The following is a 13,022-nucleotide window of genomic DNA, read 5'->3' as shown; positions in this document are numbered from 1 at the left end:
GATCTCACCGTATTAGTATGGCTAAATTTGCTCCATGGATAAACATCTTGAAAGAAATCGCCATGATTTCTGGTTTCATAAGAAAATATTGGAGTGTTCCTTAGTTGGCTAAATAACTCGAGAAAACCTTCGCTTACAAATGTTCGTTTTCTCGCGATTTTATCTTCTCTAGGATTGCGCACATCCAATAGACCTCTTTCGAAACTCGCTCAATTAAGAGCAAATGCGAGGAGTATACGAAGCACAGAGCCGCAGCGTACATGAAGTACGTGAGGACTTGCGCATCGACAGCGTCGCCACAGTTGCCATCAGGAGTAGAGTGAGGAAAGAGGTCTATTAAATCTTTTAGCCGCTTTCTCTATGCTCTCTTTACTATCACGGATCTCTCTACGGATTGCCTCCGTTGTTCTGGCATTCGCGTGTAATATTTGTCCCATAAGATTTTTCTCCATAAATTATTCTCTCCATAATATACACCATTATTCTCTGGGATCGAACAACTCTGAATCCAATAGAGAAATTTTGGGCTAATATGAAACGATGGATTAAAAATCAAATTACTGAATTTGATCAATTATATGAGGTTATTTCTTTAAAATACCTAATTCAATCTAAATTACTATAGAGCGGAGCAAAAACTTGCGCATATAGGAAGAACAAAAAGAAAATTAAACCAGTTCGTCTAGCACACCCTTTTTCCACTCGTATATAAAAGCTAGAGTTAAAATGAAAATGAAGCACAGCATGGAGCCAAACCCAAAAATTTGCACGGTTCTTATATTCAGTGCCCATGGAATACAAAAAATCAATTCTACGTCAAAAATCAAAAACAATACGGCAAGACGATAGAAATTAATGTTATAAAACACAGGGGCATTATGAGGGTCAAAACCGCATTCATAGCTAGTATATTTAGCATCACTTATATTCGCAATATTGCCGAAGCGCCTTCTATTTAAAAAGTAAGCTAAGCAAAGAAGGCCAGACGCTACACAAAGCAAAAATACTAAGAAAATAAAAATAACGGCATAATGATGATGCATATATTATACTTTTATATTATATTTTTTTTGACATTAATACTCTTCGAATTTTCGTCAATACTCCCTAAATTTTTATCATTGATATTCTTCAATCCATGCAATAAGCGAATCCTTTTGCATCAATCCAGTTTTAGTACTCACCGCTTCTCCGTTACGAAAAAGCATAATGGTTGGTATAGAACGTATCGCAAAAGCAGTTGGGGTATTTGGATTTGCATCAATATCCATTTTACAAATCTTTATTTTGTCGCTTAATAAATTAGAAACCTCTTCTAGGATCGGCCCAAACATTTTGCATGGCCCGCACCATTCTGCCCAAAAATCTACTAAAACCAAAGCCTCGGAATCGAGTACTTCCTGTTGAAAGTTACTATCTGTCACGCTCAACACCATAAAACATACCTACACTAAAAAAGAAAAATATCAGAGAAAACATAACTAAAAAAAGAAAATACCGCAAAAAACTTCATATTTAATTATGTATTTAATAAAAAATTTAATTTATTTTTAAAGATAGCGATACACCCAAAAAGCTCTAATAAGTCTATGATACTCAGATATGAGCACAGAAATGCTAGACACGGGGGCAAAAACAGGATTTAGTACTATCACAACATTTTCTCGAACTTGCGCAGAAAGACTAATATTCGCCCTAGGTAGCTCATAGTGTTTCATAATATAACGCACAGACTTCACGTTGCTTGTAGTGATAAAACTACTCGCATTCTTCACGTTCCTGCTACCAACGTTTTTTTCGAATACTATCCTGGATGACGCAATACCTTGTTCACGAAAAAAATTCTGTAGACTTTGTAGGTTATCGTTTTCGAGAATTAATGCAACCGGCGCCTGGTCTTGTTTTAACAAATTCGCGCACGCATCCAAGGTCTGATCATTGTTGTAATATAGTGCTATTATATCAGTTTTCATTGCCCTATTAATTTGATAGGTATATATGTAATTTAGGTACATCATAAAACCCACTAACCAACACAATAATAAACCGCCAATTAAACCGATTATACTGAGCTTTACTATATCATTATTCATATGTTTTATACCAATTTTATATTTTATCGGTTACTCTAGTAGAAGAGATGTTAAATTAAACCCTTTCCTCCATACTTTTCGCTTTCGCTACAGCTTCTTCTATAGAACCTATCATATAAAAAGCTGCTTCTGGAAGATGATCGTATTCTCCAGACATTAAACCTTTAAAACCCTTGATAGTTTCTTGTAACGAAACGAATTTTCCTGGCGTACCAGTAAAAACTTCCGCAGAGAAGAATGGCTGTGACAAGAATCTTTGTATTTTTCTCGCTCTATTTACCACCAACTTATCCTCTTCTGAAAGCTCATCCATACCTAAAATAGCAATGATATCTTGCAATGACTTATAACTTTGCAGAATCTGCTGGACTCCACGCGCAGTATCATAATGTTCTTGCCCCACAATAGTTGGATCTAGGATTTGAGAATTGCTATCTAGCGGATCAACTGCCGGATATATACCTTGCTCAGAAATAGCCCTGCTCAGCACAGTTGTTGCATCTAGGTGAGTAAAAGAAGTGGCTGGAGCTGGGTCAGTCAAGTCATCCGCGGGTACATAAACCGCTTGCACGGAAGTAATAGAGCCATTTTTGGTAGAGGTAATTCTTTCTTGCAAGGCACCCATATCGCTTGCTAAAGTTGGCTGATATCCCACAGCAGATGGAATTCTGCCAAGAGTAGCTGAAACCTCAGACCCCGCCTGCGTAAAGCGGAAGATATTATCTACAAACAGCAAAACATCCTGTCCGCCATGCATATCCCTAAAATATTCTGCCATTGTTAAACCAGAAAGCGCAACTCTGGCTCGCGCCCCTGGGGGTTCGTTCATTTGACCATACACTAGAGCAACCTTAGACTTTTCTAGATTTTCTGTATTAATTACACCAGATTCCATCATCTCATGATAAAGATCATTTCCTTCGCGCGTTCTTTCTCCTACTCCCGCAAATACTGTATAGCCGCCATATGCCTTAGCAATATTGTTGATTAGCTCCATAATTAGCACGGTTTTACCAACGCCAGCGCCACCAAACAAACCAATTTTCCCACCTTTCACATAGGGAGCAAGTAAATCAATAACCTTAATACCAGTAACAAAAATCTTTCTTTCAGTAGATTGCTGAGCAAACGAAGGGGCTTCGGCATATATTGAAGCTCTTTGTGTAGTATTGATAGGCCCCTTGCAATCTATTGGATCGCCAGTCACATTCATGATGCGTCCTAGCACCTCATGTCCAACAGGCACTTGTATAGGGTTGCCAGTATCCACTACTTCCACCCCTCTAGATAGACCATCCGTTGACTGGATAGCGATACACCTTACAGTTTCGTCTCCTATGTGTTGTGCCACCTCTAATACAATTCTTCTATCACCAACTCTGCATTCTAAAGCGTTTAAAATTCTTGGTAATTGCTCTATGCCAGCAAACTGTACATCTACAACAGCTGAAACCACCTGAACAATTTTACCCACGCTAGTTTTATTTTTTTTAGTCATACCTTTACTTACTTTTTTATTGTTAATTTTGCGTCATTAATAACTCATTTTCCAAATAATTATTAATCTCATATTCTAGATCCTCTAGCTTATCTCTAAAAAAATGATCGGCGCCAATGACGCTTTTATGTACAATTTCTACGTTACCTTTTCTTTTACCCACCTTATTCACAAAATCTCTGCTATATTCCTCTAAGCAGACGCTATCGGCTTCTCCATGTACAATCAATCCAGACACTAAAGACGGAGGAAAAAACGAAAAATCATACTTATTGATTGGTGGTGCCACTGCGATGAAGTTGTCTACCTCCGGCCTTCTAATGGCTAATTGCATGGCTATCCATGAACCAAAAGAGAAACCTGCCACAATCGTTTTGGCGGAGTATTGATTATTAGTTTGTAACCAATCAAAGGCAACGGAGGCATCGCATAACTCTTGCACGCCAGATTGACAATTGCTATTGACACCACACTCATTCTCTTGCGCCACATCGTTAAAATCTATTTTTAACACCGATATTCCGTACTTAACAAAAGCGGAATAGATTTTATGTACCACCTTGTTTTTATAGCTCCCTCCATATAAATGGCTTGGTGGCAAGAGTAATGCTATTGGCGCGTTTTGCTCAGCAGAAGGATGGTAATAGGCGTGTATCTTGCCATTATTCCCATTAATAAATATTTCTGGCATAGTTTAAAACTCAGAGACAAAAAATAACAACGTAATCGCCATCATAGCATTACAAACTAACTTAATATTTCATACGAAATTCATCTTTAAAATACATATAAACACTAAAAAGAACGCTGGCGCGTCCATTTATACATCTATTATGTTTATATCATATGTCGTATATTAGTATGATATTTCTAAAACATCACATAGTAAAGAGCATGGCAAACAATTTTTTTGACGAGATCAGGATTTTAGTAAAAAGTGGAGATGGTGGTAATGGCGCATGTAGCTTTAGAAGAGAGAAATTTATAGAAATGGGTGGGCCAGATGGAGGAGACGGAGGTAAAGGTGGCGACGTGATTATCGTTGTAGATCATAGCATCAACACTTTTGCTCATTTTAGGTATAAGAAGCATTTTGAAGCGCAAAATGGCGAAAATGGCAAAAGCGCTAATAAAACCGGTAAATCTGGCGAAGATTTAATAATACCAGTTCCTCTAGGCACTCAGATATACTCTGAAGATGGCTTGCTGATGGTAGATCTAGTACATAAAGACCAAAGGCTAGTTATTGCTCAGGGTGGTCATGGCGGCGTGGGAAACGCGCGCTTTAAATCTTCTGTTAATAGAGCTCCACGCAGAATTATTCCTGGCCAGGATGGAGTGGAAGTTTTATTAGAATTAAAACTAAAAATTATTGCTGATATAGGTATTATTGGCCTACCAAACGCTGGCAAATCTTCTTTTTTAGCCGCTGTAACTGCTGCTAAACCCAAAATAGCAAACTATGCTTTCACGACACTTTCTCCGAATTTGGGAGTGATTCATGGTTATGATTCAGAGACTATTTTGGCTGACATTCCAGGTTTGATAGAGGGCGCGCACCTTGGGCATGGCTTAGGAGATAGATTCTTGAAGCACTTAGAGAGATGTAAAACGCTGCTGCATTTAATAGATATAGGTAATGGCCCACAAGATCAGCTAGATATTTGGATGAATAATATTATTAAAAATTATCAGATCGTCCGTAATGAAATGAGCGTCTATTCTTCCGCGCTATTAGAAAAACGCGAGGTTATTTGTTTGAATAAGTGCGAGGGGATTGAGTCGGAAATCTTGACGCAAATAGTGGCAATGGTGAGCGCTAGACTTAAAACGGAGGTTTTTGCTATCTCGAATCACAGCCGTTTAGGAATAGATGTTTTGTTGCAACATTTAATTAGCTAGTTTAATATGGGAAAGTGAAATATGAGGATTATTGTAGCTCAAGCAAAGCCTGTTTTAGGTGATTTTATTGCTAATTTAGCCTACGCATTAAAATATTATCATTGGGCGAACGATTTAGGGGCGCAGCTGCTAGTACTACCAGAATTATTCAGTACTGGTTATATTCCGGAAGATTTATTACTAAGAGAAAGTTATATACAAAGTTTAATGCATCAAATACATAGCTTTGCAAAAGAGATACGATCTCTGGCAGTGCTTATAGGTAGCCCTTGGAAGATAGATGAAGCGTTGCATAATTCTTGTTTATTTATCGCAAATGGCCAAGTACAGCATATAACTCACAAGAGCTTTTTGCCTAATGATAGTGTTTTTGATGAATATAGATATTTCACTCCCGGCGCATCATGCCGTGAAAATAACATCATTACAATTCATAACCAACCTTATATCATTGCTATATGCCAAGACTTATGGCGCGATGAATTTTCTCACTCCTTATCTAATACACAAGCCGCATATACCATTGCAATAAACGCGTCTCCTTATCATATTAACAAACAAAAGCTGAGATATGAGGTGGCTGAGCGTTTTTGTAGAACTACTAGCACTAACCTGATTTATTGCAATCAAGTAATGATGCATGATTCTATATTATATGAAGGAGCGAGTTTTATTATGCATCAATCTTCTAATAACTCCTTTAATATCTTGCAATGCCACTCATACCAAGAGCAACTGATGCAGCTGGATTTAGATGATGATGAAGATAGCTCTGGTTTAACTGTCACGAATTTTGATGTAAAAGATGATCTTTTAAAGGAAAGCGCACATAAAAAAATAGTTGAAATGGACAACTTAGACGAGCTTTATGGTGCGCTCATTTTTGGTATCAGAGAATATTTCGCATTTCATAATTTTAATTGCGTTTATATCGCTCTCTCTGGTGGAATAGATTCGGCTCTCACTACCCTATTAGCATGTGACGCGCTAGGGTCTCAAATGGTACACACCATATATATGCCCACAAAGTTTAATAGCTCTCAAAGCGCCACGGACAGCTCTGCAATTGCGATTGCGCTACAAACTGATCATACCGTAATAGAAATTGATATGTTATTTGAGCACTATCAAAGATTGATTTTACCTCATATTCACAATAAACATCAAAACTCACAACTCGAGGCATCTTTGGGTGATGCAGATATAAAAGCCAGTGATGTAGCATTACAAAATATACAGGCGCGGATTAGAGGAGATATTATCATGAGTTTTGCTAATGCTAATAGCGCGCTAGTGTTAGGCACTAGCAATAAAAGCGAATTGGCCTGCGGTTATGCTACTTTATATGGCGATATGGCATGCGGCTTTAATCCTCTAAAAGACCTATACAAAACACAGGTATACAACCTAGTGAAGTTTCGTAATAAGCATTTACCTAAGAGCGTGAAAGTATATAACCATGAACTAGATGTGATTAATGCGAGTGTTCTGAATAAAAAACCATCGGCGGAGTTGAGAGATGAGCAATATGACGAGCAAGACCTGCCGGAATATTCTATATTAGATAAAATATTAAAAACTTATCTTGAGGATTCAATGGCTATGCCTCCAGACAATGATGAACTCTTCAAGCGCGTAGTTAATATGATTGGCAGCAGTGAATTTAAGCGTAAACAAGCGCCGCTAGGTATAAAGGTTGGTCATGCCAGTTTTGACAAAGAGAGGCGTTATCCCATAATGCTAAGACGCAATGCATTGTTATACTAACTTGCAAATACCTTGGTATATCAGTATCATTCATATCATTCCATATTTTGTTTACGTTCAATCAATTTTATTACATTAATGCCTTCATTCTTTGCTGATCTTAAAGAAAAACTCAGCCATTTTAGCGGTTATTTTCTAGCATTTGGTGTACTTGGCGTTTTGATTGTTCTACTTTTTCCAGTACCCACTCTTATACTCGATACCTTACTCGCCCTCTCCGTAGCTATATCTATGATAGTGTTGATGACCACGCTTTTCATACATAAAGCCTTGGAGTTAAGTGTTTTTCCTACCATTTTGCTTGTAACAACGATGCTAAGGCTTTCTTTAAACATCGCCTCAACTCGTTTAATACTTTCTAATGGTCATAATGGCTCATCGGCTGCGGGGGAGGTAATAGAGGCCTTTGGTCATTTTGTAATGCAGGGCAATGTAGTAATTGGTCTTATAGTTTTTCTTATTCTAACGTTAATTAACTTTATAGTTATTACTAAGGGTTCTGGTAGGATCGCCGAGGTGGCTGCTAGGTTTAGCCTGGACGCCATGCCAGGTAAACAAATGGCTATTGATGCAGATTTAGGGTCTGGATTAATTACTGAAGATGTAGCGAAGGTTCGTAGAAAAGAACTAGAAACAGAAAGTGCTTTTTATGGTGCCATGGATGGTGCTAATAAATTCGTAAGGGGGGATGCTATAGCCGCCCTCATCATCACCTTCATTAACTTGGTTGGTGGGATGATTATAGGCATTCTCCAAAGAGGTTTGAGTTTTAGTGATGCTATGCACGTTTATAGCACACTAACTATTGGGGAAGGGTTAATTTCTCAAATTCCAGCTCTCATCATTTCTCTTGCTTCTGGTTTGTTAGTTACGAAGTCTGGTTCTGATCGCAATACTGACCAAGCTTTGTTTGATCAGTTAAGTAAATATTATCAAGCATTGTGGATGACGGCCTTGGTTACAACAGCTTTAGGTATAGCCCCAGGTATGCCATTTGTGCCATTTTTTTGCTTGGGTGGATTGAGTGGGGTAGCTGGGTATTTTGTATATAAAAGCCAACATAAAGAAGAAAAAAAAATTACGAAACCAGATGACTCATTTAGTTCTTTGTTCGGCTCTAAAACGCCATCTTCACCTTTTGATAAACCATCTTTACCACCATTGCCATCATTAGATGATAATAATTTTGGAAAAACGGAAAAACCAACAAGCCCCTTTGATTTTGACAAGGATTTCTTTGCGCCTATAAAAAAACCATCTTTTGATAACTATTCTCAAGATACCGTTAACCAACAAAAAGTGAGTGATATGTTGAGGTTAGATATTCTTAGTTTAGAAGTGGGTTATGGTTTGCTATATATACTTAAAAATGAACAACGAGCACAGTTAATGAATTCTTTGCAGGATGTTAGGAAGACAATTATCAAAGAATATGGATTCGTTATGCCATCTGTAAAGATTAGAGATGACTTATCTCTTGCTCGTAACATATATTGTATTAAAATCAAAGAAATTGTTGTAGCCAGCGGTCAGATAGAGCCTTTACATCTTTTAATTATGCAAAAAGATCCAGAGGACGATCTCTCTCAGCTAACTGGCATTGATTGTTTGGACCCAATATTTAATTTGCCAGCAAAATGGGTGCCAGATAATATGAAAGATCAATTAGTCTATCATAGCTGGATCACTCCTACTGAACTTGTTGCTACGCATATCACAGAAGTAGTTAAGGAATATTTACCGGAATTACTGAGCTATTCTGAAACTCAAAAACTTGTGCAAGATATACCGACAGATTACCAAAAATTAGTGAAGGATTTGATACCAGATATTGTAAGCGTTGGACTGTTACAGAAAGTGTTGCAGGCTTTACTTGCAGAGCATGTATCTGTGAGAGATTTACCTACTATTCTAGAGTCTATAGGGGAAATTATTAAAGTTACCAGATCTATCATTAATATCACTGAGTTTGTAAGAAGCCGTATTGGTTTACAGATTAGCTATAAATATTTAGATCAAGATAATACTCTACCTATTATTAACTTAAGCCCTAACTTAGAAAATCAATTCATTAATGGTTTAGCTGGAGAAGAAGAAAAGATGTGGGTTATCGCCCCTTCAATTTTAAATGATTTTATCACGAGACTTTCTCAAAAATATGATGAGATTATCTCTGTGCAAAATATATTGCCCGTACTCTTGTGTAATCCACGTCTCAGACCATATTTACGTCAAATAATAGCGCGCACCAATCCCAAAATTCCAGTTCTATCTACAGCAGAAATTCCAACTAGGTTACAGTTAAAAATGATGGGTATTATTGAATAGATAAGCATCATGAACCTCACTATCAAGCATTGCAATTTACTCATCTAGTCTTTATACTTTGGAGGTGATAAACTCGCATTTCTAAAATTTAATAATGAAAGGTATGGTTAAGGCAAAAGTTAGATGTTCAAATAATATTACGCAACAAAATCTAGAACCATTGGAAAGTACTATTAATGTTGAGCACAGACAGCGCTTTCATAACTTACGTAATAGTAAATTTAGATATTCTGTTTGGCCCATACGCTCGCACGAGCTCAAGCGCTTCCTGCCTATGGCAGCGCTGATGTTTATCATCCTTTTAAATCAAAATTTAGTGCGTAGTATTAAAGATACCTCGGTTGTTGTGCAACTTGGCTCAGAAGTATTGAGTTTTATTAAACTTTGGGGTGAGATGCCAGCTGGTTTTTTATTTGTTATCGCTTATGCAAAACTATCAAATGTTATGCGAGCTGAAAATATCTTTCGCATTGTCACTTCTCTTTTTCTATTTGCCTTTGCCTTTTTGTGCTTTGTAGTTTTTCCTAATCAACAGTTTTTCCATCCAGACCCAGCGTTTGTAGAAAAATATGTACAAACCTTGCCTCATCTCAGGTGGTTTGTTATTATAGCCGGTAAATGGAGCTTTGCGTTATATTACATATTGGCTGAATTATGGAATGTTGTAGTGTTTATTTTGTTTTTTTGGCAATTGGCTAATAAAATTACTAGCAGCGAAGAGGCTAGGAGATTTTATCCATTTTTTTCTTTTTTTGGTCAATCAAATCTATTACTTTCTGGTAGTGTGATTGTTTATTTTGCAGGGAATAATCATTTTTTAATGCCATTTTTTTGCGATATTTATGACCCTACGGAAATAGTTTTTAAGTCATTAACGATGATTGTTATTATATCTGGCATCTGTATCTTACTTTTGCATAGATTTATAGAGGTTACTGCAATTAAAAACCTCAAGGAACTGCCGCTTAAAGCGATAGAAGACAATCAGATTTTAAAGTTAACTCTTTTAGAAAGTGCTCAGGTAATTATACGCTCTAAGTGTTTGTGGTTAATTTTTGTTATTACTACTTCTTATAGTCTGGCAATTGGTTTTATAGAAGGTCTATGGATGTCTAAAACCAAGCAGTTGTATACTAACTGCCAAGATTTTATCACGTACCAGGGGCACGTGTTGTTTTGGACAGGTACCTGTACTTTAATCGCTGCTTTTTGCGGAGTAAGCCTAATGCGCTTGTTTAGCTGGCGGTTGGTTGCGTCTATCACTCCTATATGTATTATGGGTGCTGGACTGACTTTTTTTGTTGCATGTCTTCTACAAGATCATCTGCAATATTTTGATTTTTTATACGGCCTTCAGCCTCTGGCGGTGATTGTATTTATTGGTGGTTTGCAAAATGTTCTGGGTAAAGGGGTGAAATATTCTTTATTCGATGCTACAAAAGAAATGGTATATATTCCGTTGCCTAGTGAAATTAAAACCAAAGGTAAGGCGGCAGTAGATATTGTTGGGGCGAAGGTGGGTAAAAGCTTCTCTTCGGTTGTGCAATTCTTAATTTTTACTATCGTACCGAGCGCTCGACATGAAAATATCGTCTGGTTTCTTGCTGTAGCTTTTGCTGTGGTGTGTTGTGGATGGATTGTAGCTGTATACTCTTTATCGAAAGAACACTTGAGCATTTTGCGTCAACAGCATGATGATATCAATGCAGTAAATTAGTCCTCTCGTCAAACTCATGCAAGCCATAGGCAAATATAAAGAGTATAGTAAATCACCTTGCATTAGGTGAAATAAAGAAACTTTTCAATTGGGTTTAGGCCTGGCGAATAAAGTTGCGCAGCTTACAGATTCAATTAAATCTTTAGTCTTTTGAAATTTACAAAAGCAGCATTATCCATGATCACCACTTGAGCAGCTTCCAGCTCTTTGATTAGAAATTTCTCTATCCAGGTTTCAAATAATTTTGTATTGCAAGAACCATCGACCATAGTACCTTACAATTTATGTAGTGAGGGGTAGTAGAAGCGGCTTGAATATAGGGGATTGAAGTAGTATAAGGATGTATTTTCTGATGATGCATAATATACTACTTCAAGCGCTTACATGAAACCTTTCTTGGAAAGAATCAAGGATAGAGTGTTTTGTCAGAATGATAATTAGCCTAATTGAAAATTTTTTAGTTAGCGCCAAAAATATGGCTCTTGGCACAGGGGTAACGCTAAGCATAGTTCTAAAACCCAGAGAACATATAGGTTTCTTAAAGATCAACCTTTTAACTACGACGCAATCGCAAAGTTCATTTTGAGTATATTTTGCTGCCATGAATACATATAGTAAATTAAGTTGAAATTTGAGTATATAATGCGATAAAGTAATGAATTATGTAAATAAAGACAATATCTGCAATAGAGCTGCATTGAAATGCGAGATATCACCAAATACAGTAAGGAATTGAGTCGCAAGATATAAAACAGAGGGTAATTATTTATCTAAAAAAGTTGGTGGCAAGAAAGGATTTTAATATGAGTGCAGCAGGTGCACATTATTGGTTAAAAAAAACTGGGATATATCTATAAAAAAAGATTTTACCTATGTAGAAGCTTGCGAAGAAAAACGTGAGCGATATGAACAAAGAAAGGGGGTATACCAACTCAAAGTCTTGTGTATATAGATGATAAGTGGTATTGATATGAGTATTTGCAAAAACAGAGGTTGGTGAAGCTACTCGGGAAAAAGAGCGGCAAATACTATAGACCTGTTGCGTAAGTAAGAATATATCGCCTAATGATAGAAAGAGGCCTTGATTTTTCAAGACAGAAGGTATATGCAGTTTATTTCAACACAAAACTACTCCATATATGGCAATATCATACATAAAAATCAGGAAACATCCAAGAATTTTTTAAGATTATTTGGCATTAGTTGCGAAGAATTTGATAGATTATTTTTCTGGTGAGAAACGTAGGTACACGCTTAAGACTGAAATCCTACCGCGGCAAGGTTCATGATTTTAAAATTCATAAACAGAAAGATCGTCTTCCGATAGATACCAATATTTATGCTGATTCCGGATATCAGGGGTTAAAGAAACTTTGCAAGAACGCCAAAACACCGATAAAAAAACGAAAGAAAAAGCCCTTGAGTTACTGGCAAAAAATATATAATAAGATAATTGCTAAAAGACGTATAAAAGTTGAAAATATTATCGCTCAACTTAGAACCAGTCACGTAAAATATTGAAATATAATAAAGAAGAATTGCTATAATAGACGTCAAAAAAAGAGAAAAGATGTCAAAAAAATATAGTAGCGACACTATACTAAATTAGCTTGAGGTAGCGTAAATTATATGATAATATGAAGCAAAAAATGCGAGCATATAGTATAGATTTACGTAAAAAAGTAATAAGTTTTATAAAAAGCGGTAATAGCCAAAA

Annotated in this window: 11 protein-coding genes and 1 pseudogene; 6 read left to right on the top strand and 6 right to left on the bottom strand. The window is 36.7% G+C overall.

Going from position 1 to position 13,022, the window contains the following annotated elements:
- Window positions 1-335 precede the first annotated feature (335 nt).
- The 6 genes and pseudogenes from Sarmat_RS03795 to Sarmat_RS03770 form a co-directional block, all read right to left on the bottom strand.
- A pseudogene (locus Sarmat_RS03795) lies at window positions 336-437 on the bottom strand (IS481 family transposase); the annotation flags it as partial.
- A 231-nt stretch (window positions 438-668) separates the two neighbouring features.
- Window positions 669-1,043: an NADH-quinone oxidoreductase subunit A gene (locus tag Sarmat_RS03790; protein WP_202149501.1), complete on the bottom strand. Its 375-nt coding sequence runs from the start codon at window positions 1,041-1,043 to the stop codon at window positions 669-671.
- 75 nt (window positions 1,044-1,118) lie between these two features.
- The gene (trxA, locus tag Sarmat_RS03785; RefSeq protein ID WP_202149500.1) at window positions 1,119-1,436 is read right to left on the bottom strand and encodes a thioredoxin; all 318 of its coding nucleotides are present in this window, start codon (window positions 1,434-1,436) and stop codon (window positions 1,119-1,121) included.
- A gap of 114 nt (window positions 1,437-1,550) precedes the next feature.
- Complete coding sequence (locus tag Sarmat_RS03780) at window positions 1,551-2,018, bottom strand: hypothetical protein (protein ID WP_202149499.1); 468 nt, start codon at window positions 2,016-2,018, stop codon at window positions 1,551-1,553.
- 130 nt (window positions 2,019-2,148) lie between these two features.
- Complete coding sequence (gene atpD, locus Sarmat_RS03775; protein ID WP_202149498.1) at window positions 2,149-3,591, bottom strand: F0F1 ATP synthase subunit beta; 1,443 nt, start codon at window positions 3,589-3,591, stop codon at window positions 2,149-2,151.
- Window positions 3,592-3,613: 22 nt separating this feature from the next.
- The gene (locus tag Sarmat_RS03770) at window positions 3,614-4,282 is read right to left on the bottom strand and encodes an alpha/beta hydrolase (protein ID WP_202149497.1); all 669 of its coding nucleotides are present in this window, start codon (window positions 4,280-4,282) and stop codon (window positions 3,614-3,616) included.
- Window positions 4,283-4,485: 203 nt separating this feature from the next.
- Here Sarmat_RS03770 and obgE point away from each other — a divergent pair, with 203 nt between their 5' ends.
- The 6 genes from obgE (at window position 4,486) to Sarmat_RS03745 (ending at window position 12,826) form a co-directional block, all read left to right on the top strand.
- Window positions 4,486-5,493, top strand: coding sequence for a GTPase ObgE (obgE, locus tag Sarmat_RS03765; protein WP_202149496.1), 1,008 nt, complete (start codon window positions 4,486-4,488; stop codon window positions 5,491-5,493).
- Between the two features lie 21 nt (window positions 5,494-5,514).
- Window positions 5,515-7,260: an NAD+ synthase gene (locus tag Sarmat_RS03760; RefSeq protein WP_202149495.1), complete on the top strand. Its 1,746-nt coding sequence runs from the start codon at window positions 5,515-5,517 to the stop codon at window positions 7,258-7,260.
- Between the two features lie 78 nt (window positions 7,261-7,338).
- On the top strand, window positions 7,339-9,588 hold the full coding sequence (locus tag Sarmat_RS03755; protein WP_202149494.1) for a flagellar biosynthesis protein FlhA: 2,250 nt from the start codon (window positions 7,339-7,341) through the stop codon (window positions 9,586-9,588).
- A gap of 94 nt (window positions 9,589-9,682) precedes the next feature.
- Window positions 9,683-11,305: an NTP/NDP exchange transporter gene (locus Sarmat_RS03750; protein ID WP_244127123.1), complete on the top strand. Its 1,623-nt coding sequence runs from the start codon at window positions 9,683-9,685 to the stop codon at window positions 11,303-11,305.
- A 1,105-nt stretch (window positions 11,306-12,410) separates the two neighbouring features.
- Window positions 12,411-12,542, top strand: a complete 132-nt coding sequence (locus Sarmat_RS07100) for a hypothetical protein (protein ID WP_279611751.1) — start codon at window positions 12,411-12,413, stop codon at window positions 12,540-12,542.
- A complete protein-coding gene (locus tag Sarmat_RS03745; RefSeq protein ID WP_202149493.1) occupies window positions 12,539-12,826 on the top strand; it encodes a transposase family protein in 288 nt (95 codons plus the stop codon). Before Sarmat_RS07100 ends, Sarmat_RS03745 begins: the two co-directional genes overlap by 4 nt.
- Window positions 12,827-13,022: the final 196 nt, after the last annotated feature.

Source organism: Candidatus Sarmatiella mevalonica (assembly GCF_016751895.1).
Lineage (GTDB): Bacteria > Pseudomonadota > Alphaproteobacteria > Rickettsiales > Rickettsiaceae > Sarmatiella > Sarmatiella mevalonica.
This window is presented reverse-complemented; position numbering and strand designations above follow the sequence as displayed.